Source organism: Mesorhizobium sp. M0514, from assembly GCF_040321145.1.
Taxonomy (GTDB): domain Bacteria; phylum Pseudomonadota; class Alphaproteobacteria; order Rhizobiales; family Rhizobiaceae; genus Mesorhizobium.
This window is the reverse complement of sequence record NZ_JAMYQZ010000010.1, coordinates 1-24604: the sequence shown is the minus strand read 5'-3', so window position 1 is coordinate 24604 and position 24604 is coordinate 1. Positions and strand designations below refer to the sequence as shown.

28 protein-coding genes are annotated in these 24604 nt (G+C 63.0%); 9 read left to right on the top strand and 19 right to left on the bottom strand.

Annotated elements, in window-relative coordinates:
* The first annotated feature begins 3 nt into the window (after positions 1-3).
* Together NKI61_RS06700 and NKI61_RS06695 are read left to right on the top strand one after the other, a co-directional pair.
* Positions 4-531 (top strand): SRPBCC family protein, encoded by a 528-nt coding sequence (locus NKI61_RS06700; protein ID WP_023742091.1) that lies wholly within the window; start codon positions 4-6, stop codon positions 529-531.
* Positions 532-683: 152 nt separating this feature from the next.
* Entirely contained in the window at positions 684-947 is a 264-nt protein-coding gene (locus NKI61_RS06695; protein WP_023683830.1) for a YMGG-like glycine zipper-containing protein, read from the top strand.
* Between the two features lie 87 nt (positions 948-1034).
* On the opposite strand, the gene NKI61_RS06690 is transcribed toward NKI61_RS06695, so the two are convergent.
* From NKI61_RS06690 to NKI61_RS06660, 7 genes are all read right to left on the bottom strand, one after another.
* The gene (locus tag NKI61_RS06690) at positions 1035-1880 is read right to left on the bottom strand and encodes an acyl-CoA thioester hydrolase/BAAT C-terminal domain-containing protein (RefSeq protein WP_023736745.1); all 846 of its coding nucleotides are present in this window, start codon (positions 1878-1880) and stop codon (positions 1035-1037) included.
* 87 nt (positions 1881-1967) lie between these two features.
* Complete coding sequence (gene rpsP, locus NKI61_RS06685; RefSeq protein WP_023671705.1) at positions 1968-2369, bottom strand: 30S ribosomal protein S16; 402 nt, start codon at positions 2367-2369, stop codon at positions 1968-1970.
* A gap of 105 nt (positions 2370-2474) precedes the next feature.
* Entirely contained in the window at positions 2475-2801 is a 327-nt protein-coding gene (locus NKI61_RS06680; protein ID WP_023671706.1) for a chorismate mutase, read from the bottom strand.
* Positions 2802-2808: 7 nt separating this feature from the next.
* Positions 2809-4404, bottom strand: coding sequence for a signal recognition particle protein (gene ffh, locus NKI61_RS06675; protein WP_352839053.1), 1596 nt, complete (start codon positions 4402-4404; stop codon positions 2809-2811).
* Positions 4405-4787: 383 nt separating this feature from the next.
* Complete coding sequence (locus NKI61_RS06670; protein ID WP_023745438.1) at positions 4788-5738, bottom strand: CPBP family intramembrane glutamic endopeptidase; 951 nt, start codon at positions 5736-5738, stop codon at positions 4788-4790.
* Positions 5739-5885: 147 nt separating this feature from the next.
* Complete coding sequence (locus NKI61_RS06665; RefSeq protein WP_023742092.1) at positions 5886-6485, bottom strand: DUF1236 domain-containing protein; 600 nt, start codon at positions 6483-6485, stop codon at positions 5886-5888.
* Between the two features lie 62 nt (positions 6486-6547).
* The gene (locus NKI61_RS06660; RefSeq protein WP_023726017.1) at positions 6548-7645 is read right to left on the bottom strand and encodes a zinc-binding metallopeptidase family protein; all 1098 of its coding nucleotides are present in this window, start codon (positions 7643-7645) and stop codon (positions 6548-6550) included.
* A 294-nt stretch (positions 7646-7939) separates the two neighbouring features.
* On the opposite strand from NKI61_RS06660, the gene NKI61_RS06655 reads away from it, so the two are divergent.
* Positions 7940-8737, top strand: a complete 798-nt coding sequence (locus NKI61_RS06655; RefSeq protein WP_023671711.1) for a lytic murein transglycosylase — start codon at positions 7940-7942, stop codon at positions 8735-8737.
* A gap of 100 nt (positions 8738-8837) precedes the next feature.
* Here NKI61_RS06655 and NKI61_RS06650 read toward each other — a convergent pair whose 3' ends face one another.
* The 3 genes from NKI61_RS06650 to NKI61_RS06640 all read right to left on the bottom strand — a co-directional run bounded on the left by NKI61_RS06650 (position 8838) and on the right by NKI61_RS06640 (position 11127).
* A complete protein-coding gene (locus tag NKI61_RS06650; protein WP_023726018.1) occupies positions 8838-9146 on the bottom strand; it encodes a hypothetical protein in 309 nt (102 codons plus the stop codon).
* A 185-nt stretch (positions 9147-9331) separates the two neighbouring features.
* Positions 9332-9754 (bottom strand): hypothetical protein, encoded by a 423-nt coding sequence (locus NKI61_RS06645; RefSeq protein ID WP_023710248.1) that lies wholly within the window; start codon positions 9752-9754, stop codon positions 9332-9334.
* Positions 9755-9894: 140 nt separating this feature from the next.
* A complete protein-coding gene (locus NKI61_RS06640; RefSeq protein ID WP_023694541.1) occupies positions 9895-11127 on the bottom strand; it encodes an argininosuccinate synthase in 1233 nt (410 codons plus the stop codon).
* Positions 11128-11314: 187 nt separating this feature from the next.
* On the opposite strand from NKI61_RS06640, the gene NKI61_RS06635 reads away from it, so the two are divergent.
* Positions 11315-11956: a LysE family translocator gene (locus tag NKI61_RS06635; protein WP_352512828.1), complete on the top strand. Its 642-nt coding sequence runs from the start codon at positions 11315-11317 to the stop codon at positions 11954-11956.
* Here NKI61_RS06635 and NKI61_RS06630 read toward each other — a convergent pair.
* From NKI61_RS06630 to NKI61_RS06610, 5 genes are all read right to left on the bottom strand, one after another.
* Positions 11928-12395, bottom strand: coding sequence for a hypothetical protein (locus tag NKI61_RS06630; protein WP_352839052.1), 468 nt, complete (start codon positions 12393-12395; stop codon positions 11928-11930). The two genes, NKI61_RS06635 and NKI61_RS06630, sit on opposite strands and share 29 nt — an antisense overlap.
* A complete protein-coding gene (rlmN, locus tag NKI61_RS06625) occupies positions 12392-13624 on the bottom strand; it encodes a dual-specificity RNA methyltransferase RlmN (RefSeq protein ID WP_352839051.1) in 1233 nt (410 codons plus the stop codon). Before rlmN ends, NKI61_RS06630 begins: the two co-directional genes overlap by 4 nt.
* 110 nt (positions 13625-13734) lie before the next feature.
* Positions 13735-14238 carry an invasion associated locus B family protein gene (locus NKI61_RS06620; RefSeq protein ID WP_023671718.1) on the bottom strand — a complete coding sequence of 168 codons (504 nt, stop codon included), beginning with the start codon at positions 14236-14238 and terminating at the stop codon, positions 13735-13737.
* A 314-nt stretch (positions 14239-14552) separates the two neighbouring features.
* The gene (locus tag NKI61_RS06615; RefSeq protein WP_023671719.1) at positions 14553-14915 is read right to left on the bottom strand and encodes a YkvA family protein; all 363 of its coding nucleotides are present in this window, start codon (positions 14913-14915) and stop codon (positions 14553-14555) included.
* A 119-nt stretch (positions 14916-15034) separates the two neighbouring features.
* On the bottom strand, positions 15035-15331 hold the full coding sequence (locus tag NKI61_RS06610) for a 4a-hydroxytetrahydrobiopterin dehydratase (RefSeq protein ID WP_023715750.1): 297 nt from the start codon (positions 15329-15331) through the stop codon (positions 15035-15037).
* 104 nt (positions 15332-15435) lie between these two features.
* Here NKI61_RS06610 and NKI61_RS06605 point away from each other — a divergent pair, with 104 nt between their 5' ends.
* Complete coding sequence (locus NKI61_RS06605) at positions 15436-15963, top strand: low molecular weight protein-tyrosine-phosphatase (protein ID WP_023702599.1); 528 nt, start codon at positions 15436-15438, stop codon at positions 15961-15963.
* Here the strand turns inward: NKI61_RS06605 and thpR are convergent.
* Both thpR and NKI61_RS06595 read right to left on the bottom strand, forming a co-directional pair.
* The gene (gene thpR, locus NKI61_RS06600; RefSeq protein ID WP_023671722.1) at positions 15867-16463 is read right to left on the bottom strand and encodes an RNA 2',3'-cyclic phosphodiesterase; all 597 of its coding nucleotides are present in this window, start codon (positions 16461-16463) and stop codon (positions 15867-15869) included. The genes NKI61_RS06605 and thpR overlap by 97 nt on opposite strands.
* 273 nt (positions 16464-16736) lie before the next feature.
* Positions 16737-17399 carry an arylesterase gene (locus NKI61_RS06595; RefSeq protein WP_023755648.1) on the bottom strand — a complete coding sequence of 221 codons (663 nt, stop codon included), beginning with the start codon at positions 17397-17399 and terminating at the stop codon, positions 16737-16739.
* An 86-nt stretch (positions 17400-17485) separates the two neighbouring features.
* Here NKI61_RS06595 and NKI61_RS06590 point away from each other — a divergent pair, with 86 nt between their 5' ends.
* The 4 genes from NKI61_RS06590 to NKI61_RS06575 all read left to right on the top strand — a co-directional run bounded on the left by NKI61_RS06590 (position 17486) and on the right by NKI61_RS06575 (position 22415).
* The gene (locus NKI61_RS06590; RefSeq protein WP_023715752.1) at positions 17486-18187 is read left to right on the top strand and encodes an ABC transporter ATP-binding protein; all 702 of its coding nucleotides are present in this window, start codon (positions 17486-17488) and stop codon (positions 18185-18187) included.
* On the top strand, positions 18187-20736 hold the full coding sequence (locus NKI61_RS06585; RefSeq protein ID WP_352519386.1) for an ABC transporter permease: 2550 nt from the start codon (positions 18187-18189) through the stop codon (positions 20734-20736). Before NKI61_RS06590 ends, NKI61_RS06585 begins: the two co-directional genes overlap by 1 nt.
* 239 nt (positions 20737-20975) lie before the next feature.
* Positions 20976-21716: a Bax inhibitor-1/YccA family protein gene (locus NKI61_RS06580; protein WP_023671726.1), complete on the top strand. Its 741-nt coding sequence runs from the start codon at positions 20976-20978 to the stop codon at positions 21714-21716.
* A gap of 117 nt (positions 21717-21833) precedes the next feature.
* Positions 21834-22415 (top strand): GNAT family N-acetyltransferase, encoded by a 582-nt coding sequence (locus tag NKI61_RS06575; RefSeq protein WP_023683843.1) that lies wholly within the window; start codon positions 21834-21836, stop codon positions 22413-22415.
* Between the two features lie 116 nt (positions 22416-22531).
* On the opposite strand, the gene NKI61_RS06570 is transcribed toward NKI61_RS06575, so the two are convergent.
* Both NKI61_RS06570 and NKI61_RS06565 read right to left on the bottom strand, forming a co-directional pair.
* Positions 22532-22918, bottom strand: a complete 387-nt coding sequence (locus NKI61_RS06570; RefSeq protein WP_023683844.1) for a DUF2794 domain-containing protein — start codon at positions 22916-22918, stop codon at positions 22532-22534.
* A 583-nt stretch (positions 22919-23501) separates the two neighbouring features.
* Positions 23502-24281: a DUF1223 domain-containing protein gene (locus NKI61_RS06565; protein WP_023683845.1), complete on the bottom strand. Its 780-nt coding sequence runs from the start codon at positions 24279-24281 to the stop codon at positions 23502-23504.
* Positions 24282-24604 lie beyond the last annotated feature (323 nt).

The window sequence follows — 24604 nt, the reverse complement described above, 5'->3', positions numbered from 1 at the left end:
AACATGCTCAGCACCATTCTCATCCTCCTGGTCGTCATCATCGCCGCCGTGCTCATCTATGCGGCGACGAGGTCGAATGATTTCGTCACCGCCCGCACCGCCAGCATCAAGGCCGCGCCGGAAGCGATCTTTCCGCTGATCAACAATTTCAAGCACTGGCCGGAATGGTCACCCTACGAAAAGCTCGACCCGCTGATGAAGCGCACGCTGTCGGGCGCTGATACCGGCAAGGGCGCCGCCTACGCCTGGGAAGGCAATGCCAAGGCCGGCAAGGGACGCATGGAGATCGTCAATTCCGTGCCATCCTCGCTCGTGTCGCTGAAGCTTGACTTCGAGAAGCCGTTCCGGGCCAACAACAGCGTCGACTTCACCCTGAAGCCCTCGGGCGACACCACCGCAGTCACCTGGGCAATGCGCGGCAGCCGGCCCTTCATTGCCAAGCTTTTGGGCCTCTTCATGAATTTCGATACGCTGATCGGCAAGGATTTCGAGGCTGGCCTCGCCAATCTGAAGAAGGCCACTGAAAGGTAAAACGTCCTGCATTTCAACAAGCTCGGCGGCGGTCGTTACGAATGTGACAGGCGCGCGCACCGGGATCTCTCACGTCTTCGGGATCAAATCAGCTGTCTGGGAGTTAGAGCCGTGGCGGCGAGGACGGCGATCCGCGTGAGAGAGGAACGACAATGAAAAAAGCGATGATCATTCTGGTACTGGCGACCGCACTGGGTGCGTGCTCGCAAACCGAAAAGGGTGCCGCGGTCGGCGGCCTCGGCGGCGCGGCGGTTGGCGCAGCTGTGGCAAATGATCCGGTTCAGGGCGCCGTCGTCGGCGGCGCCGTCGGCGCCGTGGCCGGCGCGCTGATCGGCCGTGCCAGCGAAAGCGGTCAATGTCGCTACCGCGGCCGCAACGGGCGCACCTATATCGCCAGCTGCCCCGACGGTTATTGAACACAGCCAGGTCCAACATCGGAAACCGGCGGCTATAGATCGCCGGTTTCGCTGTTGCCCAAGGCAGCTGGACCATGGCTGCCTGCGCTACAGCAATCCCCGGATATGCTCCCAAGCCAGGCGGCCCAGGCGCGTGTCGGCGTCGTCATTGCCGCCATGGGCATGCAGCCTCGAGCGCGGCGTGATTTCGCCCGGCAGCAGAATGCGGTGGCCGGCGTCGGGCACTGAGACGAGGCAGGTGGTCATTGCGGTGTCCTGGCGACACCGAACGATCGACTGGGCAAAATCCAGCGATGGCCATAGCGCGTCGTCGCCGCCCGCAACCAGAACAATGTCGGCTGAAATAGCTTCGACGGGAATGGCAGCCTTGGCCGCTGCGTCCTTGAAGGTTTGCAAGGCACGTAGGAAGAGCCCCCGGTAGGACACCAGACCATCGACATACTCAGCGTTCCAAGCGGGATTGCTTGGGACAAACGGCAAAGGAATCCCCTCGAGCGTCCACGACGATCGTTCCGGCCAGCTGACGCCGTCGCGGCCCGGCCCGATATTGCCCCAGACCACCGATGTCGGGCTGATCGCAACCACGAGGCCGATGCGTGGATCGTGAGCCGCCGCAAGCAGGGAGGCCTCGGCGCCTTTCGAGGTCCCGACATAGACGATGCGCCGGCATCCCATCTGGACAAGATAGTCGGTCGCCGCGAAAAACGTTTCGAGCGGGATCTCGCAAATGCCGGGCACCTGACCTTCGCCGCCAAACCATTGCAGCGCGAGAGCGGATGCTCCTTCCTTGGCAAAGAGCCGGGCGCGGGTGACGTCGATGCGGCCGCTCGATCCGCTGAGCACGACGACGCCTGTCGTGGCGCCGGCGCATCGCAACAGCGTTCCGGCTACGCCGCCGAAAAGGGTCTCTTCCGTGACGGTCCGCTCAGTCATCTTTCGTTCGAACGCATATGACATCGCCGCACATTAGCAAAACGGCGGGCACAGGCCCGCCGTTTTGTCGATGCGATGACGCGATGCTTATTCGGCGGTGGCGGCTTCCGCTTCGGCCGGGGCTGCAGCAGCGGCGGCAACGGCGGCGGCAGCGTCTTCCTGGGCCTTCTTCAGCAGAGAGGCGCGTTCCTGCGCCTTCTTGCCGGGCTCGGCCTTCTTCGGGTTGGAGCGGGCTTCGCGCTTGAGGAGGCCGGCCTCATCGAGGAAGCGCAGCACGCGGTCGGTCGGCTGGGCGCCGTGCGACAGCCAATGCTTGACGCGGTCGGCGTCGACCTTGACGCGCTCGCCGTCCTTGGGCAGCAGCGGGTTCCACGAGCCGATCGACTCGATGAACCGGCCGTCGCGCGGCGAACGGGCGTCGGCAATGACGACGTGGTAGTAAGGGCGCTTCTTCGAGCCCGCACGGGCCAGTCTGATCTTCAAGGGCATTTCATTTCTCCTAAAATTTCTGATGTCAGTGTTGGGTTAATGGCTTTGTCTGGTGCAGGTCGTTGTCCCAAAACCGCTGCGCACTTTTGGGCGACATGCACTTTGTTAGCCGGTTTTGCTTGCGCCGTTGGACGCGGCGATCTGCTCGTGATGGCGGATCACTTCGCGGACGACGAAGTTGAGGAATTTTTCCGCGAAATCGGGGTCGAGATGAGCGTCCTTCGCCAGCTGGCGAAGGCGGGTGATCTGCTCCTGCTCGCGCGCCGGGTCGGCGGGCGGCAGGCCATGCTCGGCCTTGAGCACGCCGACCGCCTTGGTGCAGCGGAAGCGCTCGGCCAGCATATGAATGAGGGCGGCGTCGATGTTGTCGATCGAGGCGCGATAGCCGGCCAGGATGGTGCGTGCGTCGGCCATGTCTTTTTCTTCGTTCATAGCGTCCTCACTTCTTCTTTCCGAGGCCGGGCAGACCACCGCCGCCAAGGCCGGGAAGCTTCATGCCGCCGGGCAGACCGGGCAGGCCACCGCCGCTCGGGGTGGGCGGGCCCTTCATGCCGCCAAGGCCGGGCATCTGCTTCTGCAAGGCTTCGAGCTGCTTGGGATCCATCTTGGAGAGGTCGGGCATGCCGCCGCCCATCATGCCCCCAGGGCCGCCCATGCCGCCAGGCATCATGCCGCCGAGGCCCATCTTGGAGGCAAGGCCGCCCATCATGCCGCGCATCAAGCCGCCGCCTTTGCCCTTGCCGCCCATCGCCTTCATCATGTCGGCCATGCCGCGATGCATTTTCAAGAGCTTGTTGATCTCGGCCGCATCCGTGCCTGAGCCGGCGGCGATGCGCTTCTTGCGCGAATGTTTCAGCATGTCCGGATTGGCGCGTTCGGCCTTGGTCATCGACGAGATGATGGCTAGCTGGCGGCCAAACATCTTGTCGTCGAGGCCGGCGGCGGCCATCTGGTCCTTCATTTTGCCCATGCCGGGCATCATGCCCATGATGCCGCCCATGCCGCCCATTTTCGACATCTGCTGAAGCTGGCCGGCAAGGTCGTTCAGGTCGAACTTGCCCGACTGCATCTTTTTGGCCATCGCCGCCGCCTGCTCGGCGTCGATGTTTTCGGCGGCCTTTTCGACCAGCGAGACGATGTCGCCCATGCCGAGGATGCGGTCTGCAATACGCTTGGGGTGGAATTCCTCCAGCCCGTCCATCTTTTCGCCGGTGCCGATCAGCTTGATCGGCTTGCCGGTGACGGCGCGCATCGAAAGCGCGGCACCGCCACGGCCATCGCCGTCCATGCGGGTCAGCACCAGGCCGGTGATGCCGACGCGCTCGTCGAAGCTTTTGGCAAGGTTGACGGCGTCCTGGCCGGTCAGCGAATCCGCGACCAGCAGGATTTCGTGCGGGCTCGACATTTTCTTGATGTCGGCCATCTCCACCATCAGCGGCTCATCGATATGGGTGCGGCCGGCGGTGTCGAGGATGACGACGTCATGACCGCCGAGCTTGGCTGCCTGGACGGCGCGCCTGGCGATGTCGACCGGGTTCTGGCCCGCAATGACAGGCAGGGTCGCGACTTTGACCTGCTCGCCGAGCTGGCGCAGCTGCTCTTGCGCCGCGGGCCGCCGCGTGTCGAGCGAGGCCATCAGAACCTTCTTGTTCTGGCGCTCGGTCAGGCGCTTGGCGATCTTGGCGGAGGTCGTCGTCTTGCCGGAGCCCTGCAGGCCGACCATCATGATGACGACCGGCGCCGGCGCATTGAGGTCGATGGCGACGCCCTCGGCGCCGAGCATGTCGACCAACTCGTCATGGACGATCTTGACGACCATCTGTCCGGGCTTGATCGACTTGACGACAGCCGCGCCGACGGCCTTCTCGCGCACCTTGTCGGTGAAGGAACGCACCACTTCCAGCGCAACGTCGGCTTCGAGCAGCGCACAGCGCACCTCGCGCAACGCCGCCGAGACATCAGCCTCCGACAGCGCGCCGCGGCCGGTCAGGCCGTTCAGGATGGAGCCAAGGCGCTCCTGAAGTGATTCAAACATTGGTCAACCCGCCGCGCGAGAGCGCCTTGGATTCATGGTGATCCCTGTCGGGCCGATGGCCCTCCACGCCTCTTGTGCGCTCCTGCAGCGATTCAAACATTCCGTTTCCTTTTTCTCAGGCACCCCGATGGTGCCCGAGAGGTAGTGCGTTCGCGCCGCTCATCCAAGCAAAGCTCAAAACCAAAAAGCACCCGGGGGCGCTCAGCGCTGCCGGGTGTTGGCCTCCAGGATCTGTTTACAGCACCCACCTCAAAAGGTTTTGGCGTCCTGGTCGGCTTGCTCGGAGGGATACTCGTCGCGGATTTCGGGGCTGTAGACAGGAAATCGGCCGAAGAGTCAAGACAAGGGCAGCTTCCCGGTCTCTGGATCGGTCCCTGTTTAGTTCACCCTGCATCCCGAGGGTCGGCCGTAACCTTCAGCGGCGAGCGCGGGTGCAGAAGCAGCAGGATCGTCAGCAAGGTGCAGACGATACCGATGGCGGCGATGATGACGGCATCCGTCGTCGTCCAGTCCGGACCTTCCAGCGGCTTGGCGTTGAACAGGGCGAAGGAATTGTAGTTCTCCTGATGCGAGATCAGCAGGAAGCCGGTGAGATTGTTGCCGAGATGGGCGCCGAAGGCGGCGCCGAGATTGCCGGTGACATAAACCACCAGCGTCAACAGCAAGGCGAAGGCGGCGATCGAGGCCAGCACGCAGGCGTTGATGGCGGCGGTCGAGCCCGGGCTCCAATGCAAGGAGGTGAACAGCAAAGCGGGCAATAGCGCCCACACGTAAGGGCTCTCGAAGCGCCTGGCCAGGCCGCGCAGCAGATAGCCGCGAAACAGCATCTCCTCGGACGAGGTCTGCAGCAGGGTCAGCGCCACGATCGGGAGCAGGAACAGCAGCCAGGTCGACAGGTTGATCGTGCCGCGGGCGATTTCGGGCTGTAGCCAGTAGAGCAGGATTTCGGAAAGCGCCGATGTGATCAGCACCGCGACCAGGCCCTTGAGGAAGCCCGACAAGGACACGCGGCGACTGGCGCCGAAAAGCGCCGAGAGCGGCTCGCCATGGACGAAACGCATGGCAAGCCAGAGGCCGAGCCAGATGCCGGTAAACGAGGTGAGTGCGGTGAGTATGCCGATGGGCGAGGCCAGAAAGCCCTGAAGCGGCCCGCGCGGATCGTCCGGCAATACATGCCAGACGATCGCGACATAGGTGCCGCCAAGCACCACAACCAGGGTGATCGCCACCCAGAACAGGACGACGACTGCCGTTCCAATTATCAGCCGCGGCAGGTTCGTCTTTTCGGTGGCCGTGTTGCTATAGCGCTCGAAGGCGGCTGGATCTGATATCACGCGAGTTCCTCTGCCGAACGCATCGGGTCGCATGATCTAGGGGATCGTCGGCTCTCGCGCAATTGCTGCTGTTCAGCGACCCTTTTGCCGCCCTCAGCCTCGGCAGGAGGGCGGCACGAGTTCACTTGTCATTCTTTCCAGGCAAAATCAGCGCACGACGTACATGATGCGCCGTGTCTGTGGGTCGACCAGCGCCTGCTGGCCATTCACATAGACGTAGCGGTAGCGGTAGTCGGGGATTTCGCGCAGTTCGACCGTGTCGGGCAAGGTGGCACCGGTCACCACCTCGCCCTCGAGATAGACAGGATCGAGCCGGTGCGTGCTGACATAGGTGCCGACTTCCGCCGGTGGCCTGTCGATGGCGTCGACGGGGCCGTCGTCGGACAGAATCGCACCGGTATAGGTATCGGGATAATCATCCTGCGGCGGTGTAACCACGGTGATGGCGGCGTCGGCGGGGCGGCGTGTCAGAACGACCCGGTTGCCGCCGAAATCGGCCGTGACATAGTCGGAATAGACCCAGCCCTGGCCTCCGGCTTCGGCAATGGTGCACCATTTGCTGTTTTCGATGCAGCCATTGAGCGTCGCCGACTGGCCGGCGGCGAGCACGCCGATCACAGGATATTGCGGGCCGGGGCCGGCGCGCACATTAAGATCGGTGACGGCCGAGACGGCGGTATCGGCGAGTGCCACACCCGACATCGCGACAAGCGCCCCGGCGACGGCCGGAAACAATATGCGTCTCATGGTTTCTCTCCCTTTCATGGTCCCTCGCGACACCAAACGAAACCAGAACGCATGCGTTCCGGCTAAAATACCGACGCCAGCTCACGATTTGTTCCGGTTTCTTTCGGCAAACCGGTCAAAAGCTCATGCACGAAGCTGAGTTTCTGCGCCGTCACGTCCGAAATGACGAAGGGATAAAGGTCGGGCAGGCCCATGCAGCGGTTGATCGAGTTGGAGGCTTCCGAGAGTACCAGCCAGCGGGCGAGAATCTTTTCGAACGGCTCGGGCACGGCGTCAGGTTCCGCGGGCGCCGCCTGCAACCGGCCGCCGGTGTCGCCTTGCGGCAGCACATTGGTCTCCATCGTCTCAAGCTGGCCGAGTGGAAAATTCAGCGCGTGCACCATCTCCAGCGTGTCGGTGATGTGGAGATGGTGCGCCCAAGTCTCGGCCCAGTCTTCCCATGGATGCGACGTCGCATAGGCGGAGATATGGTTCTGCTGCCAGTCGGGCGCAGCGCCATTGGCGTAATAGGCCTTCAGCGCCTGCTCGTAGTCGGGGCGTTCGTCGCCGAACAGCGCCCGGAAGGCATCGAGCCGTTGCGGCTCGTCGCGGATCAGCCGGTCCCAGTAGTAATGGCCAAGCTCATGACGGAAATGACCGAGCAGCGTGCGGTAATTTTCGCCCATCTCGACGCGACGCCGCTCGCGCTCGGCCGAGTCCGCCTCGGCGACGTTGAGCGTGATCAGGCCGTTGTCGTGGCCGGTAAGGATGCGTTCGCCGCCGGGACCGCCGCCGATCGGATCGGCAATGAAGTCGAAGGCGAGGCCGATTTCGTCGCCGTGCTTGTGCTTGGGCGCGACCGGAAGGCCGAAGGCGAGCAGCGAATAGACGGCGCGCTTCTTGGCCGCCTCGACGCGAATCCAGCGGCGGCGGTTGCCGTCGACGGAGAGGTCGGGGATCAGCTGGTTCAGCAAGCAGGCGCGGCAGTAGGTATGGCCCGGTTCGGCCATCCAGTTGCAGGCGCATTCATCCGCATTGGTGCAGTGGAAGATGCCGTCGACGTCAGACAAGGCAAAGCGCGCATGCTCGGGATCGTAAAGCACGAGACTCCCGCAATTCAGGCACTGCGCATTCTCGAAGTAGAGGCGGTGGCCGCAATGCGGGCAGTCGAACAGTTTCATGTCGATCTCGATGCGTCAGGCGTTGGCGTATGGCGTCAGAGGAGGAATATGGTGCGGAGCGGCGCCTCGCCCAAACGCCCGCGACGGGCCGCCGTTCCATGCCCCCGTCACCTCTTTTTACCCGAGCAGCGAATTCGCCTGCCCGGCGCCCGGGCGTTTCGGCCACAATAAGCACTTGATCGTAAGCAAATTCCGCTGCATTGGCCAGGGTAGCGCCGGGGGTACGGTGACAATGGCGCGTTTCGCTGGCAAGTTCGCAACCGGGACGTGATTCAGGCAATCAGGAGAAAAAGCATGGCATTGCTTGCCAAGGGAAAGATTATTGCTGCCGCGGTGGTCGCGGTACTTGCGCTGGCGACGGGCGCGCAGGCGGCGGCCAGCTGCGGCAAGACCGGCGCGGGCTTCGAAGCGTGGAAGCAGGACTTTGCCGCGCAGGCCAGGTCCGAAGGTGTCGGCGGGAAGGGTCTGGCTGCTCTGGCCGGTGCCAGCTACGCGACAAAGACAATCTCCGTCGACCGCGCCATCCACAAGGCGTTCAGCGGTTCGGTGGACGCCTTCATGAAGCGCCGTGGCGGAGCTGCGATCATTTCCAGGGGCCGTGCGCTGAAGAAGTCGAATGCGGCGATGTTCGACAGGATCGAGAGCAATTACGGCGTGTCGCCGGGCGTGTTGCTGGCCATCTGGGGCATGGAAACCGGCTTCGGAGCCTCCCTGGGCAACCAGAACACGGTCTCCGCCATTCTGACGCTTGCCTATGATTGCCGTCGCCCGGGGTTCTTTTACCCGCATGCCATTGCGGCGCTGAAGCTGGTCGATCGCGGCGCGCTGAGCGCCTCGTCGGTTGGGGCTGCGCATGGCGAGATCGGCCATACGCAGTTCCTGCCCGGCAATGTCCTGAAGTATGGCGTCGGCAACGGAAATCTGCGCGACAAGGCGACGGCCTTGGCTTCGACGGCCAACTTCCTCAAGGCTCATGGCTGGCGGGCGGGTGCGAGCGCGAGTGCGAATATGGGGGCCATCGCCGGCTGGAATTCCGCCAGCGTCTACCAGCAGGCCATCGCCCAGATCGCCGACGCGATCGACGGCGGCTGACAGAAATATCCAGATCGAAGAACGGAAAGCCCGGCCATGCGCCGGGCTTTTCTGCAAGGACTGGAGCGTTTGGCGGTCAAACCGTTCAGCAGCCAAGCGGCTACCCGCCTTTTATGACCTTCCAGATGTCCGTGGACTGGTCGAACTGGAGGCGGTTTATGTCGGAGAAGGTCAGCCGGCCGGTCTTCATGGCATCGACAAGGCGGCGGCACAGCAGTGGCGGCATGCGCTCCAGGGAAACGTCCATAAAAGCGGCGATCTCGTGTTTGGCCGATATATTCGATATGGCCACCTTGCTGACGCAGCGATCGAATGCCGCCTCGGGATCCTGACTCACTTGCTCCTGCCCAGTCTGGCAACCGGCCAGCATGACGACCATTGCAGGCAGGGCCACAAACCACGGCTTCATTGTCAGCTGCCCCCATCGATTGTGAGGAGGCTAGATAAGGGCCCGAAAAGATCAAGCAGGAAAAGCACTGAGTTCTTTGCCGCCGCTCTATTTCTTTGTTTTTACGCAGTTACGGACAAAGTCGGGCATGCTCTTTCTCGAATTGCTCGATCGTTGGCGCAAATGCCGGCTGAGCGCCTGGGCTCTCAATAATGTGCGTAGCCGCTCAACGGGCACTTCTGGGAAATAGGAACCTCGAAGGCGCCTTCAGTACCTTTGCAGCTCCGGAATTTGGAGTTGCGCAGCACCGGCGCGGCCCTGGCAGCCGCCTTTGACTTGCCCTTGATGACCAGCCATATCTCGGTCGGCAGGTCTAGCTGCACTCTGTTCAAATCGGAGTAGCTGATCCGCCCGCTGCGTACTCCTTCGGTGATGCGCTGGCAGAACAGGGCCGGCATGCGCTCCTGCGAGACGCCCATGAAAGAGGCGATTTCGTGCTTGAACGTGATGCTCCATAGATGGACGGCGGAGATGCACCCGTCCTGCTCGCGTTTTGCGGCCGCCTGCGAGGACTGGCATCCGGTAAAGACGATGGCCGCCGCAAGCATGAGAAAAATGGCGTTTTTCACGATCAGAATCCCTCCGTCCCGAGAAGGAATTTAGATGAGGCTTTTAAAAGGTCAAACGGAAACCATGTCAGCCAGCTTGGTCTCTTATATTAGAGGTACCAAATAAAAACCCTGCGTGACCGCCGGGTTTTCCTGGAATACTAGTTTGGTTCACCCTTGCGGCTCCTTGCCGCCAGCGTCCTCAGCCGCAGCGCATTGAGGCGGATGAAGCCGGCGGCGTCCTTCTGGTCGTAGGCGCCGCGGTCATCCTCGAAGGTGACCAGCGCGTCGGAATAGAGCGTCTTCTTGGATTTGCGGCCGGTGACCATGACATTGCCCTTGTAGAGTTTCAGGCGCACCGTGCCTTCGACGTCTTCCTGGCTCTTGTCGATCATCGCCTGGAGCATCAGCCGCTCGGGCGAGAACCAGAAGCCGTTGTAGATCAGCTCGGCGTAGCGCGGCATGAACTCGTCCTTGAGGTGGCCGGCGCCGCGGTCGAGCGTGATCGATTCGATGGCGCGGTGAGCGACGATCAGGATGGTGCCGCCGGGGGTCTCGTAGACGCCGCGCGATTTCATGCCGACGAAGCGGTTCTCGACCAGATCGAGCCGGCCGATGCCATTGTCGCGGCCAAGATCGTTAAGCGCCGTCAGCATGGCGGCCGGCGACAGTTTCTTGCCGTTCAGCGCGATCGGGTCGCCCTTCAAGAATTCGATCTCGATCTCGGTGACCTTGTCCGGCGCGTCCATCGGCGAGACGGTGCGCTGATGGACGAATTCCGGCGGCTCGCTCCACGGGTCTTCCAGAACCTTGCCCTCGGAGGACGAGTGCAGGAGGTTGGCGTCGACCGAGAAGGGTGCTTCGCCGCGCTTGTCCTTGGCCACCGGGATCTGGTGCTGCTCGGCGAAGTTGATCAGGTCGGTGCGCGACTTGAACGACCAGTCCCGCCACGGCGCGATGACCTTGATGTCGGGGTTCAGCGCATAGGCGGACAGCTCGAAACGGACCTGGTCGTTGCCCTTGCCGGTGGCGCCATGCGCAATAGCATCGGCGCCGACCTCCTGGGCGATCTCGACCAGGTGTTTGGAGATCAGCGGCCGGGCGATCGAGGTGCCGAGCAGGTAGGTGCCTTCATAGACGGCATTGGCGCGAAACATCGGGAAGACGAAGTCGGCGACGAATTCCTCGCGGACATCGACGACGCGGATATCCTTGATGCCCATCATCTCGGCCTTCTTGCGCGCCGGCTCCAACTCGCCACCCTGGCCGAGATCGGCGGTGAAGGTGACGACTTCGGCGCCGAGCTCGGTCTGCAGCCATTTCAGGATGATGGAGGTGTCGAGACCGCCGGAATAGGCGAGCACGACCTTCTTGACGTCTTTTGTCTTGGGCATTGCTGGGGACATTTTGGCGGTTCCGCGATGAGTTTCGCGGGCGAGGTATCACGGCATTTCCGGCCAGCGCAAGGGATGAACGGGCTCCGGCCGCCGCAGCCGCTGGACCAGATGCCACGCCAGTCAGTTGCTGGCGTGAGCCGGGAGGCTGCGTTATAGACCGACGATCATTCGCCAGGGCCCACCGATGTCCTTCATTCCCGACACCACCACGCTGATCCAGTTCGCCATCGCCACCATGATCCTGGCGATCACGCCGGGGCCGGATATGACGCTGTTCGTCTCGCGCACACTGAGCCAGGGCCGCGCCGCGGGCTTTGCCTCGCTGGCGGGTGCTCTGTTCGGAACGCTGATCCACACAACTTTGGTGGCGGTCGGCATCTCGGCGCTGATCGTCGCCTCGCCAATGGCCTTCCTGGTGCTGAAAGTCTTCGGCGCCGCCTATCTGGTGTTCCTGGCCTGGCAGGCAATCACCAAGGGCTCGGCGTTTTCACCGCAGAAGAAGAACGGGCCGCAAATTTCGCTGTTCCGCAGCTGGGCCGCCGGGCTTGGCGTCAATCTGCTCAACCCGAAGATCATCCTGTTCTTCATGACGTTTCTGCCGCAGTTCGTCTCCGCTCACGATCCGAACGCGCCGGGAAAACTGTTCTTCCTCGGCCTCATGTTCATCGTGCTGTCGGTCCCGGTGACAGCGCCGATGGTCTTTGCCGCGGAAAGGTTTTCGGCGGCGATGAAGGCCAGCCCGCGGGTGACGCGGGTGGTAGACTATCTCTTTGCCGGTGTGTTTTCGGCCTTCGCGCTCAAGATCCTGACAGCTCAGGCGAAGTAGCGGCCTGCCACCAGCTTCCGGCCCAGCGGCCGGCGCTTAGCCAGTAGAAGATGCCGCCGACCATGCCGCAGCCGATCACCGCGGCGATGGCGCGCGGTTCGGTGACGTCGAAATCCACGTTCTGGTGGACGAAGCCGAGGAAGGCCGCGGCCACCAAGCCGCCCGCGAGTGCATAGAACAGCCAGTCGCGGCGGCTGAGGACCTCGGAGATCAGGATTGCGACCACCGCCGGTATGAAAGCGAAATAGGCGACAAACAGCGCCACGAACGGGATCGAAAAATACAGCGCCGCGGCCGCCGCTGGGTGCGCATCGTCCGGCATATAACCGACGGAAGCCAGGAACAGCACGTTGAGAAAGGCGCTCGCCGCCAATGAGGCGACGACATAGCCGAACAGGATGACAGCGAAACGGACGATATAGGCGAAGAGGCGGCTCACGCCTCGCCGTGCCCCGCAATCATCATGGTCTCAAGCGCCAAGCGGTCGACCTTGCGCATGCGCTCGGAGTCGGATTTGAGCTGGCCGCAGGCGGCCAGGATGTCGCGGCCGCGCGGCGTGCGGATCGGCGAGGCATAGCCGGCATTGTTGATGTAGTCGGCGAATTTCTCGATCGTTTCCCAGTCCGAGCACTGGTAGTTGGTGCCCGGCCACGGGTTGAACGGGATCAGATTGATCTTGGCCGGAATGCCCTTCAGCAGCTTGATCAGCCCCTTGGCGTCCTCGATGGAATCGTTGACGTCCTTCAGCATCACATATTCGAAGGTGATGCGCTTGGCGTTGGACAGGCCGGGATAGGCGCGGCAGGCCTCGATCAGTTCCTTCAGCGGATACTTCTTGTTGATCGGCACAAGCAGGTCGCGCAGATCGTCATTGGTGGCGTGCAGCGAGATCGCCAGCATGACCCCTATCTCCTCGCCGGTGCGGAAGATCTCGGGCACCACGCCGGAGGTCGAGAGCGTAATGCGGCGCTTCGACAGCGACAGTCCGTCGCCGTCGGAGGCAATCAGCAGCGCCTTCTTCACCGCCTCGAAATTGTAGAGCGGCTCGCCCATGCCCATCATGACGACGTTGGAGACTTTTCTGCCCTCGGCAGGGACGATGGCGCCGTCGGGTGTGTCGCGGTCGGGGAAATCGCCGAGCCGGTCGCGGGCGGTGAGCAATTGCGCCAGGATCTCTTCCGCCGTCAAATTGCGCACCAGCTTCTGCGTGCCGGTGTGGCAGAACGAACAGGTCAGCGTGCAGCCGACCTGCGAGGAGATGCAGAGCGTGCCGCGGCCTTCTTCGGGGATGTAGACGGTCTCGATCTCGACGGGACGGCCGGCACCGCGCGGCGGAAAGCGGAACAGCCACTTGCGCGTGCCGTCGGAGGAAATCTGCTCCTCGACGATTTCGGGCCGGGCGACGGTAAAATGCTTGTCGAGTTCGGCGCGCAGATCCTTGGAGATGTTGAACATGCCGGCAAAATCGGAGACGCCGCGCACATACATCCAGTGCCAGAGCTGCTGGGCGCGCATTTTCGCCTGGCGCTCGGGCACGATGCCGGCACTGACAAGGGCTTCACCGAGCTCGGCCCGGGTCAGGCCGATCAGCGACGGCTTCTCGGGCGTGGCGCGAGCGCGCAACGCGTCGCGTGCGCCCTCAGTGGTGAGATCGAAGGAAAGGGTCATATCAGCGCCAATATAAGCAAATTGCGGCCGATTTCATCCATCGTGCCGAAAAGAAGCGCGGCGCATAGCACAGGTTGCGGCGAGAGTCATGCGGCGGGAACCGCGCTAGCCTACTTGCACTTGGCGATCGACGTCAGCGCGGCCGAGATGCCTTTCAGCGAAAACACATAGGTCGTCGGATTGCCGCGGCCAGACTTCGCCGAGACCTTCATGTCGGTGCCGGTCTTCATGGCGGCGATCAGCACCGGCTCTTCGGCGGCGTTCTCGACCCAGGCCGACTTGCCGCGGGTGAACATCGAGAACGTCTTCTTGTCGATGGTGACGGTGGCCTTGGAGCCTTCCTGGAATGTGTAGCCGGCGATGAATTGCGGCTCGTAGGACACTTGCTGGCCCGGCCGCTGGCTGACGAAGAAGAACATGTCGCCGTGATCGAGCGTCGGCGGCTGCTTGTCGGTCGGCACGGTGAGCACATAGCAGACCTTGCCGCCCTGCGCCTGGTAGCTGTAGGTGCCCCAGGCATTGTGCTGGCCGATCTTGGTCGCCTGCTGCGCCAGCGCCGGCGCGGCAAAAGCCACCAGGACCAGGCTCGAGACTAGTGCAATCAATCCGCGCATCGCTTTTCCCGTATTCCAAATGGTGCGGGGCAGGCCGGCTTGGCGTCCTGCCCGTCGCTTCATTTTGATTTAATCTGGGTTACCAAATTGTGAATTTCCCTCGGAAAAGGACATTCACCCATGGAAACCACCGCCATTTCCGCGCCGCTTCTTGAAAAAACGGCTTTCGCAATGTCCCTGCGGCGACTTGGAGGCCACGAAAGCGGCAAGAGTTTGACTTTTCCAACGGCCGCAGCGGAACCCGAAGCCAAGCCGCTATCGTCCTGTTTGAGCGGAGGATTTCTTCTGAACCCAGTTGCCAACGCGACGCCGATTCAGCTCTTGTCGGCGATCGCCTCCTTGGCGGCCTTGCGGTGCGCAGGGGTGATATGGGCGCTTACCGTGGAGATCGCGGCGGTCAGCACGGCGATGTCGTCGGTGAAGCCGAGGCCGAAGACGAAATCGGGTATGACGTCGACCGGCAGCACGAAATAGCCAAGCGCTGCCAGCAATATGCCCTTGGCACGCAAAGGCGTCTTCCTGTCGAGCGCGCAATAATAGCCGGCGACGACCTCTTCCATGAACGGAATCTGCCGGGCGGCCTTCTTGGCCGTGCGCCAGAATTTGGCGCGCACTTCACTCTCGTCGCCGAGCTTGCTGCCGAAGCCGAAGAAATCAAAACCGGGCTGCTGCGCCATCAATCCTCTCCTTGCCGGCCGTCGCGCTACGCGTTGCGCGCGGCCGCCACGGAAAATGTGGTGAAAGTCCCGGTCCACTGCAAGAGGATGGCGCCGATTTGGCGTTGCCGCCCCAGCGTTCAGCCGCCAGCATACCCATTCATCTTCTTGGCCAGCGCGATGTCGAGCGCAGTGACACCACCGGCATCATGGGTGTTGAGCGTCACGTCGACAGTCTTGTAGACGTTCGACCAGTCGGGATGATGGTCCATCTTCTCGGCGGCCAGCGCGACGCGGGTCATGAAGGCGAAGGCTTCGGAAAAATTCTTGAAGTCGAAGCTGCGCTTGATGGAGGCGCCATCGGCTGCCTGCGACCAGCCGGCCAGTTCGGCCAGTGCGCCGGCGATGGCGTCGTTGCTGAGTTTCTCTCTCGTCATGATGATTTCCCGTGCTATCCCAGATATCGACCCTCACCATAATGCAAGTCGCCCAAAAGTCCTTTGCGTTTTGGGCTTCCAAATGCACGAACGGCGCATATCGAATGAGCGTAAAGCCGATAAATTCCATACTCTTCGTCTGCCTCGGCAACATCTGCCGCTCACCCCTGGCCGAAGGCGTGTTTCGCGCCGTGCTGGCGGAACGCGGCCGCGACATGGTGCTGGACGACATCGTGCTGGACTCTGCGGCGACCGGCGGCTGGAACCTCGGCGAAGCGCCCGACCCGCGCTCGATCGCGATTGCGGCCCGACACGGCCTCGACATATCAGGGCAGCGGGCACGCAAGGTCAGGCCGGAGGATTTTTCGCGCTTCGACCTGATCCTCGGCATGGATCGGCAAAATGTCCGCGACCTCAAGGCGTTGGCGCCGGCCGGTGCGCGGGAACGTATTCATCTCTTGGCAGAGTTTGCGCAGGGCAAAACCCGCGACGTGCCGGATCCCTATTATGACGGGGCCGAAGCGTTCGCTTCGGTCTACCGCATGATCCGCGAAGCGTCGGAGGCGCTGGCGACGAGATTGGTGGCGCGGGCGTCGACGCCGGAGAGCGGCCACGCCTCCTCGACAATGTAGGGACCGCCGCCGACCGAATCGCGCGACGACATCAGCACGAAGCGGCCGACGCGAAACGGTAGCGTCGCAAAATTGCCGCGCGCCGACAGATACTGGGCGACGTCGAGCGGGCTCGAATTGCGCAAGCGTGCCAGCGTAACATGCGGGGTGAACTTGCGCGGGTCGGCGGGCAGGCCGAGCCGCTGGCAGATGCGGTCGATTTCGCTCTGCAGCGCCGAAAGGTCGGGCGAGGCGAAGACGCCGGCCCAGACGGCGTGCGGCTTCTTCTGGCCGAAAGCGCCAACTCCGGACAGGGTGAGCGAGAAGGATGGGCGGTGCACCCGGTCGAGCGCGTTGGCGATTTCGTCGGCGATATGGCCTTCGACGTCGCCGATGAAGCGCAGCGTCAGATGGTAGTTTTCGACATCGATCCAGCGGGCTCCGGGCAGGCCGCCCCTGAGCAGGGACAGCGAAAGAGCGGCGTCACGGGGTATTTCGAGGGCGGTGAAAAGACGCGGCATGGTGAGCCTCCCTTCCTCGAATCGAACTGTGCCCCTAGCGAATCATCGATAGTCAAACGGGGCAAGTGGTTTGTTGGTTGCAGGCATTTTTACGAACAGGCGCCTCCAAGCGATGAATAAGCACTATTGCCGTGCCGCCTCGGCGCTTGCATTACCCTGATGCTGCATATGCTCTTCAAGCGCAGCATGGATGACTCGGGTCATCGGCAGCCCGGTCTTTTGTTTCAAAGTTCGCGCGAGGCGAACGCCGCGTTATTCTCGTCAGGCCGGCGTTCAACCGCCACCCCCAACTGCCGCAATCGCCTTCTCCACGGCGGGCATGATGCGCTCGACCATCGCTGCGACGCCCTTCGGATTGGGATGCAGGCCATCCTCCAACTGCAGGCCGGACTGCCCGGCGACGCCATCGAGAAAAAACGGATAGAGCGGCACATCGTATTTCGCGGCCAGCTTTGGGTAGATCGCATCGAAGGCGTTCTGGTAGTCGGCGCCGAGATTGGGAGCGGCGCGCATGCCGGCCAAAAGCACCGCGATCTTGCGCGCTTTCAGCTTCGCCAGCATGTCGTCCAGGTTCTTTTCCGTAATGCTGGGCGAGACGCCGCGCAGCATGTCGTTGGCGCCGAGTTCGAGGATAACCAGCCTTGTCCCATCCGGCACCGACCAGTCAAGCCGCGCCAAGCCGCCGCTCGAGGTGTCGCCTGAAACGCCGGCGTTGGCGACGGTGACGTCATGGCCTTTGGCGCGCAGCGCAGCTTGCAATTTGTCGGTAAAGCCATCGCCAGGCCCGAGGCCGAAACCGGCCATCAGGCTGTCGCCGAAGCCGACGATGGTGAACGTCTCGGCGCGCACGGACGAAATGGCGCCGCAAAGGGTGACGAAAAGGACGAGCCCTGCGGCATTCAAGCGTTTGAAAGATATCTTGCGTTTGAAAGACATGTGGCAGGCCCCATATACCCGAGGAATTCTTCCGGCGACGGCTTCCGGCAAGCAGAGCCTTCATCCTGATATAGGACGCTTTAATTGTGACAGAAGCCGTCATCGCGCTGAAAGACATATCCCTGACCCTGGGCCAAGGGGCTTCGTCGGTGCATGTGCTGAAAGGCGTCAGCCTTGACGTGACGCGCGGCGAGGCGACCGGCATTGTCGGCCCTTCGGGTTCAGGCAAGTCGACCTTGCTGATGGTGCTGGCCGGGCTTGAGCGGGTCGATTCGGGGACGGTGCGGATCGCCGGCGAATTGCTGAACGGCAAAAGCGAGGATCAGATCGCCTCGTTTCGGGGCCGAAACATAGGCATCGTCTTTCAGTCCTTCCATCTCATTCCCAACATGACGGCGCTCGAAAATGTCGCGGTGCCGCTGGAACTGGCCGGCCATGCCGATCCGTTCGGCGTCGCCGCGCGGGAGTTGGCGGCCGTCGGCCTGAGCGACCGCGTCACCCACTATCCCGGCGAACTCTCCGGCGGCGAACAGCAGCGCGTGGCGATCGCCCGCGCGCTGGCGCCGTCGCCGCGCATTCTGATTGCCGACGAGCCGACCGGCAATCTCGACCAGGCGACGGGGCGGCAGGTCGCCGACCTTTTGTTCGCCAAGGCGGCCGAGCGCGGCATGACCTTGGTGCTGGTCACGCACGATCCGGCCCTTGCGGCGCGCTGCTCGCGCCAGGTGTCGATGCGCTCCGGCCGCATCGAGGATGCGCCGGTAGCGCAGGTCAAGGTGCCGGCCTGATGCCACTGTCGCAGACGCTGAAGCTCGCGTTCCGCTTTTCGCTGCGCGAGATGCGCGGCGGACTGTCCGGCTTCATAATCTTCCTTGCCTGCATCGCGCTCGGCGTCGCTGCAATCGGCGGGGTCAATTCGGTGGCGCAGGCGATCACCGCAGGCGTTGCCGACCAGGGCCAGACGCTGCTTGGCGGCGACTTGCGCTTCCAGCTCAACCAGCGCGATGCGACGCCAGCCGAAAGCACCTTCCTCGACCGCCTCGGCACTGTGTCGCACAGCGCCAATATGCGCTCGATGGCGCGGCTGGAAGACGGCTCCGACCAGGCGCTGGTCGAGGCCAAGGCCGTCGACGACGTCTATCCGCTCTATGGCGCGATCGAGACCGCGCCGCAGCTTGGCAGAAAGGATTTGTTCGGCGAGAAATCAGGCGTCTTTGGCGCCGCCGCGCCCGACCTGTTGTTCGACCGGCTGAATGTGAAGATCGGTGACCGGCTGAAGGTCGGCAGCGCGACATTCGAATTGCGGGCCAGGCTGGTGAGCGAACCGGATGCGGTGTCGGACGGTTTCGGCTTCGCGCCGCGGCTGATGGTCTCGACCGCGGGGCTTGCCGCGTCCGGCCTGATCCAGCCAGGCAGCCTGGTCGAGAATGCCTACAAGGTTCGGCTGCCGGCCGGCGCCAGCGAGGCCGATCTCAAGACCATCCAAGATCGGGCGGCGAGCGATTTCCCTGAAGCCGGCTGGTCGATCCGCACGCGTTCCAATGCGGCGCCGGCGCTGTCGGCCAACATCGAGCGCTTCTCGCAATTCCTCACGCTGGTCGGGCTGACGGCGCTGGTCGTCGGTGGCGTCGGCGTTGCCAATGCGGTGCGCGCCTATCTCGACGGCAAGCGCGGCGTCATCGCCACCTTCAAGAGCCTTGGCGCCTCGGGCGGCTTCGTCTTCACCGTCTATCTCGTGCAGATCCTGATGATCGCCGGCCTCGGCATCGCGCTTGGCCTCATCCTCGGCGCCGCCGTGCCGTTTGCTGCCAGCGCTGCGCTCCAGTCGGTCATTCCGGTGCCGGCTAAAGGCGGCTTCTATCCCGGTGCGCTGGCTCTTGCCGCGCTGTTCGGGCTGCTGGTGACGCTTGCCTTCGCGCTGTTGCCGCTCGGCCGCGCCCGCGATGTGCCGGCGACCGCGCTGTTTCGCGAAATGGGTTTTGAGGGCCGCGGCTTTCCACGCCTGCCCTATCTTGCCACGGCGGTCGGCATCGCGGTCGCTTTGGCGGCGCTCGCCATCCTGTTTTCCGGCGACCGGCGCATCGCCTTGATCTTCGTCGGCGCGACGGTCTTTGCCTTTCTGGTGTTGCGCCTGGTCGGTGCGCTGGTGCAGTGGGTGGCGCGCAAAAGCCCGCGTGTGCGCTCGGTCGCGCTCAGGCTCGCCATCGGCAACATCCACCGGCCCGGCGCGCTGACGCCGTCCGTCGTGCTGTCGCTGGGCCTCGGGCTGACGCTTTTGGTGACGCTGGCGCTGATCGACGGCAATCTCAGGCAGCAGATCTCCGGCAGTCTGCCGGAACGGGCGCCGAATTTCTTCTTCGTCGACATCCAGAATAGCGAGGTCGATGCCTTCTCGACATTGATCGGCAATGAGGCGCCGAAGGGAACGCTGGTCAAGGTGCCGATGCTGCGCGGCCGGGTGATGGCGCTGAACGGCGTTAGTGTCGACAAGGCCGATGTGCCATCGGAAGGCGCCTGGGTGCTGCGCGGCGATCGCGGCCTGACCTACGACGCCAAACAACCGGCCAATGCGACATTGACCGAGGGCAGCTGGTGGCCGGAGAACTACAGCGGCGAACCGCTGGTCTCGTTCTCCAACGATGAAGGCAAGGCGCTCGGCCTGAAGCTCGGCGATACCGTCACCGTCAATGTGCTCGGACGCAATGTGACGGCCAGGATCGCCAATTTCCGAGAGGTGCAATGGGAGACGATGGGCATCAACTTCGTCATGGTGTTCTCGCCCAACACTTTTGCAGGCGCGCCCCATGGCTGGCTGGCGACGCTGACCGAAAAGGATGCCACGGCAGCAGAGGATGCCCGCCTGCTCAACGCCGTCACCCGCGCCTTCCCGGCGGTGACGACAGTTCGGGTCAAGGACGCGCTCGACGTCGTCAACCGGCTGGTCGGCCAGCTCGGCACGGCGATCCGGGCCGCGGCCGGCGTGGCGATGATCGCTTCGGTGCTGGTGCTGGCCGGCGCGCTCGCCGCGGGAAATCGCGCCCGCATCCACGATGCCGTGGTGCTGAAGACGTTGGGCGCTACGAGGCGCACGCTGATCGCGGCGTTTTCGCTGGAATACATGCTGATCGGCCTGGCCACCGCGGTGTTTGCGTTGGCTGCCGGCGGCATCGCCGCCTGGTACATCGTTGCCCGCATCATGACGTTGCCGTCGCATTTCATGCCGGAGGTGGCAGTGGCGACCTTGGTGTTTGCGCTGGTGATCACGGTCGGCATCGGCCTTGCCGGCACCTGGCGGGTGCTCGGGCACAAGGCGGCGCCGGTGCTGCGCGACCTCTAGGCCCAAAACGGCAAGGTTGGCCGAATCTGCCGTTTCCGATTAAATCTTGGTAATGTGCAGTCATGGAAGCCCAAGAAAACCGGCTTCCGGAGATTCACCAAGCGTTGCAGCCCGTTACGGTCTTGTTCTTGACGTCAAGAACCATCATATTTCGCCACAGGCATGCTGGAGCCCCGCCAGCGGCGCCCAGGTCCGAAAGGGCCTGACACCGTACGGGGCAGAAGCAACAGAGGATTCCAATGGCTGAGCCCATTCGCAACTACCAGACTTCGGCCGTGCCGGGCGCGCGCGCCGACATCGACCAAGGCCTGCGCACTTACATGCTCAAGGTCTACAATTTGATGGGGCTTGGCCTCCTCATCACCGGCGTCGCCGCCTGGGGCGCTTTCCAGCTCGCCGTCACCGGCGACGGACAGCTGACCGCTTTCGGCACGCTGATCTATGCCAGCGCCTTCCGCTGGGTGGTCATCCTGGCTCCGCTCGCCGCCGTCTTCTTCCTGTCGTTCAGGATCCAGTCGATGAGCGTGGCCGCGGCGCAAACCACCTTCTGGGTCTATTCGGGCCTGGTCGGCCTGTCGCTGTCGACCATCTTCCTGGTCTACACCGGCGCCTCGATCACTCAGACCTTCTTTGCCACGGCGGCCGCCTTCGGCGCGCTGTCGCTCTACGGCTACACGACCAAGCGCGACCTTTCGGCGTTCGGCTCGTTCCTGGTCATGGGCGTGGTCGGCCTGGTGATCGCCATGCTGATCAACATCTTCCTGCAGTCGTCGGCGCTCGGCTTCGCCATCTCGGCGATCGGCGTGCTGATCTTCGCCGGGCTCACCGCCTATGACACGCAGACCATCAAGGAAATGTACTACGAAGGCGATCAGGCCGACGTTGCCGGCCGCAAGGCGATCATGGGCGCGTTGAGGCTATATCTCGACTTCATCAACCTGTTCATGTTCCTGCTGCAGTTCATGGGCGATCGCCGCTAGGCGGTCTTCCCATCAGGCAACTGGACCAGCTGATATCAAGAGGGCGGCCAACGGCCGCCCTTTTCTTTTGTGCCGGCCTTTGCTGTCATGGAGGCAGATGAATCGTCTGCATAAATCATGAGCACTATTTCCATCCGCGCGGCCTTGGAAGGCGACCTCGGCCGAATCACCGAGATCTACGGCGATGCCGTGACGCATGGCACCGCGAGCTATGAGCTCGAGCCGCCCAGCCGCACTGAGATGGGTGGGCGCTTCGACAGCCTGACGGCGGGGGGCTTTCCCTATCTGGTGGCGGAACGAGATGGCGCGCTGCTCGGCTACGCCTATGCCGGCGCGTTCCGGCCGCGCCCGGCCTACCGCTTCATCGTAGAGGATTCCGTCTATGTCGCGCCTGATGCGAAGGGCCAGGGCGTCGGGCTGCTGCTGATGCAGGCGCTGATTGAAGCCTGCCGTATGGCGGGCTTTCGCCAGATCGTCGCGGTGATCGGCGACGGCCATGCAGACAGCGCCTCGGTGCGGCTGCATGAAAAGCTCGGCTTTCGCCATTCCGGTCGCCTGGAAGGCTCCGGCTACAAGCATGGGCGCTGGCTTGACACGGTGTTCATGCAGCTGTCGCTGAATGGCGGCGTAACGGTTCCGCCCGATCCGCATTCGCTGCCGGAGCGGAAGTTTCGTGAGAGCCTGAGGAGGGGGAATTGAGGAGTTGAAGAACTGAAGAATTGAGGATTTGAATAGCTGAGAACAAACCCGGCGGTATTTCGACCGTTACATCCTCTTTTTTCAATTCTTCAGTTCTTCAATTCCCCAATTCTCAATTAGGCCTGGACAATCTTCAGCTTAGCATCGAAGACGTTGAGCACGCGACCGAGTTCCTGGCCACGCTTGAGGATTCGGCCGCCGGCGGCGATGACGGCGAAGGCGCCTTGCCGGCGCGCCAGTTTCGGATCCTTGACGATCTGGAACAGCGGCACTTCGCTGGCCCGGCGGAAGACTGAAAACACAGCCCGATCAGACAGATGATCGATGGCATAGTCGCGCCATTCGTTGGCGGCGACCATGCGTCCGTACAGCCTCAGGATCTCGTCGAGTTCACGCCGGTCGAAACGGACCGGCTGGTCGAGGCGTTCGCGTCGCGCCTCGTGCAGCGGGATCAATATTGCGGATGCGTCCCCATCCTCCGTCCCACCGCTGCGATCGGTCATCCCGCGATCCCTTTGAAAATGAATCTCGCTTGCAGAAGTTGGCGTGTTCGCCGTGGAATTGCAAGGCCCGGCTAACCATCCCGGGTCTGCGCTGTTTTCGCAACGTCCAGTCACTTTTATAAAACGCGGTGTTTGAATTGGTGATGCCTCGCCACATTTCCGCCTTTTTTTATCCGCGCTCATGCCCCAATGTCCGACGAATTTACCGGCGTTGCCTGAGACGGTTCGGTCCGGCACCGGCTCGTAAACCCCAAGCCCCCCGCCCACGGGTCTGCGTCGGATCGAACCAACCTCGGACTTTCCTCAGGGAGAGACCGGGTGCGACGATCCCAAAACCTAAATGACCGACGTCAGAAGCAAGCTGACGTCGGTTTTTTTGTTTTTGGCTGCTTGAAGAATTTGCCGGAGGCTGCGGTGCCCAGTTTGCGGGCGCATCCCCTCACCCGGATTGCCAGCCGAATTGCAACAGCAATTCGGGCCAATCCGACCTCCCCCGAGCGGAGAGGAGTTCGCGCCAGCGCTGATTCAGCCCCTTCTCCCCTCGGGGAGAAGGTGGCCGAGAGCGGCCGGATGAGGGGGCCTCTTAAGGCTTGTGAATAAACGCAGCGCCCAGAATAGGGCCCGGCAGGCCGTCCTTGCCGACCGACTGCAGCAGCACGGCGCAGCCGCCTTTCTTGGCGATCTCCGTCATCGGCAATTCGTAGCGCTGCGCCTTGCCGTGCCACATGCCGGCGGTCTGGATGCCGGTGACGGCGTTCCAGTAGGTCATGCTGCGGCCGGTGTTCTCGCCCTTGGCGATGGTCACCGTCTGCGGTGGTTCGAAATAGACGATGACGACATGGGCGTCGCTGGGGCCGCTACCGGCGTCGCCGGCATCGATCATGACGCGATCGCTGGTGCGGCTGACCTTGACGCTGACCCGCATGCCTTCACCGGATTTCTCCATGCGGGCAAGCGCGCCGTCGACCTCCTTGCGGCTGGCGCCGTTGACATGGCTGCGACCATTGATGACGGCTTGCGGCGTGTAGACGGAGCGGGTGCCGAAGGCGCGCATATAGTCATATTGCCGGTCAGTATTGTCCTTGCTGCTCAGCGTGTCCTGCCAGCCGAGATAGTCCCAGTAATTGACGTGGTAGGCGAGCGCGACGACGTTGTCCTTGGCCGCCAGCTCGGCAAAGAACGCGTCCGCCGGCGGGCAGGAATTGCAGCCCTGGCTGGTGAACAGCTCGACCACGCCCAAGGGCCTGTCAATCTGCGGTTTGTCGGTCTGGGTCGTTCCCGATTCCTCGGCGAACCCGGTCCCGGCAAGCGCCGAGAAGGCCAGCGCAAAAGCCGCAAGCCGCAGAGGGTGTCGAGGTGCCATGATCGTTCCGATTCCCGCCGGTGACGCCGGCCTTGTTCTGGTTGCCCAGATTTGTGGCAGAAGCGACAGTCAACGGGAAGTCACGTTGCGGTGAAATTTTTGCTGCCGCAACCATGGGTATGGCCATCACAGGGGGAGCACTTCACCGCCCGGTTCGATCGGGAGCATGGCATCAGGAGCGTGGGGCAGATCTTGCTGAGCCCAGCCGGTTTTTACTCCTGTCGTACAGGGCGGGGGCTTCGATCGGGTCGGGCAATGCTTTGGAAAGACTGGGAGTAGGGAGTAGGGAGTAGGGAGTAGGGAGTAGGGAGTAGGGAGTAGGG

What these genes read in the sequence shown, in the direction of transcription:
- NKI61_RS06700 (WP_023742091.1), top strand. Translation starts at nt 4, where the DNA reads ATGCTCAGCACCATTCTCATCCTCCTGGTCGTCATCATCGCCGCCGTG.
- NKI61_RS06690 (WP_023736745.1), bottom strand. Translation starts at nt 1,880, where the DNA reads ATGACTGAGCGGACCGTCACGGAAGAGACCCTTTTCGGCGGCGTAGCC.
- NKI61_RS06655 (WP_023671711.1), top strand. Translation starts at nt 7,940, where the DNA reads ATGGCATTGCTTGCCAAGGGAAAGATTATTGCTGCCGCGGTGGTCGCG.
- NKI61_RS06605 (WP_023702599.1), top strand. Translation starts at nt 15,436, where the DNA reads ATGAGCGTAAAGCCGATAAATTCCATACTCTTCGTCTGCCTCGGCAAC.
- NKI61_RS06660 (WP_023726017.1), bottom strand. Translation starts at nt 7,645, where the DNA reads ATGAAACTGTTCGACTGCCCGCATTGCGGCCACCGCCTCTACTTCGAG.
- NKI61_RS06565 (WP_023683845.1), bottom strand. Translation starts at nt 24,281, where the DNA reads ATGGCACCTCGACACCCTCTGCGGCTTGCGGCTTTTGCGCTGGCCTTC.
- NKI61_RS06650 (WP_023726018.1), bottom strand. Translation starts at nt 9,146, where the DNA reads ATGAAGCCGTGGTTTGTGGCCCTGCCTGCAATGGTCGTCATGCTGGCC.
- NKI61_RS06595 (WP_023755648.1), bottom strand. Translation starts at nt 17,399, where the DNA reads ATGTCTTTCAAACGCAAGATATCTTTCAAACGCTTGAATGCCGCAGGG.
- NKI61_RS06585 (WP_352519386.1), top strand. Translation starts at nt 18,187, where the DNA reads ATGCCACTGTCGCAGACGCTGAAGCTCGCGTTCCGCTTTTCGCTGCGC.
- NKI61_RS06695 (WP_023683830.1), top strand. Translation starts at nt 684, where the DNA reads ATGAAAAAAGCGATGATCATTCTGGTACTGGCGACCGCACTGGGTGCG.
- NKI61_RS06620 (WP_023671718.1), bottom strand. Translation starts at nt 14,238, where the DNA reads ATGCGCGGATTGATTGCACTAGTCTCGAGCCTGGTCCTGGTGGCTTTT.
- rpsP (WP_023671705.1), bottom strand. Translation starts at nt 2,369, where the DNA reads ATGCCCTTGAAGATCAGACTGGCCCGTGCGGGCTCGAAGAAGCGCCCT.
- NKI61_RS06615 (WP_023671719.1), bottom strand. Translation starts at nt 14,915, where the DNA reads ATGGCGCAGCAGCCCGGTTTTGATTTCTTCGGCTTCGGCAGCAAGCTC.
- NKI61_RS06635 (WP_352512828.1), top strand. Translation starts at nt 11,315, where the DNA reads ATGTCCTTCATTCCCGACACCACCACGCTGATCCAGTTCGCCATCGCC.
- ffh (WP_352839053.1), bottom strand. Translation starts at nt 4,404, where the DNA reads ATGTTTGAATCACTTCAGGAGCGCCTTGGCTCCATCCTGAACGGCCTG.
- NKI61_RS06580 (WP_023671726.1), top strand. Translation starts at nt 20,976, where the DNA reads ATGGCTGAGCCCATTCGCAACTACCAGACTTCGGCCGTGCCGGGCGCG.
- NKI61_RS06640 (WP_023694541.1), bottom strand. Translation starts at nt 11,127, where the DNA reads ATGCCCAAGACAAAAGACGTCAAGAAGGTCGTGCTCGCCTATTCCGGC.
- rlmN (WP_352839051.1), bottom strand. Translation starts at nt 13,624, where the DNA reads ATGACCCTTTCCTTCGATCTCACCACTGAGGGCGCACGCGACGCGTTG.
- NKI61_RS06680 (WP_023671706.1), bottom strand. Translation starts at nt 2,801, where the DNA reads ATGAACGAAGAAAAAGACATGGCCGACGCACGCACCATCCTGGCCGGC.
- NKI61_RS06570 (WP_023683844.1), bottom strand. Translation starts at nt 22,918, where the DNA reads ATGACCGATCGCAGCGGTGGGACGGAGGATGGGGACGCATCCGCAATA.
- NKI61_RS06610 (WP_023715750.1), bottom strand. Translation starts at nt 15,331, where the DNA reads ATGACGAGAGAGAAACTCAGCAACGACGCCATCGCCGGCGCACTGGCC.
- thpR (WP_023671722.1), bottom strand. Translation starts at nt 16,463, where the DNA reads ATGCCGCGTCTTTTCACCGCCCTCGAAATACCCCGTGACGCCGCTCTT.
- NKI61_RS06575 (WP_023683843.1), top strand. Translation starts at nt 21,834, where the DNA reads ATGAGCACTATTTCCATCCGCGCGGCCTTGGAAGGCGACCTCGGCCGA.
- NKI61_RS06665 (WP_023742092.1), bottom strand. Translation starts at nt 6,485, where the DNA reads ATGAGACGCATATTGTTTCCGGCCGTCGCCGGGGCGCTTGTCGCGATG.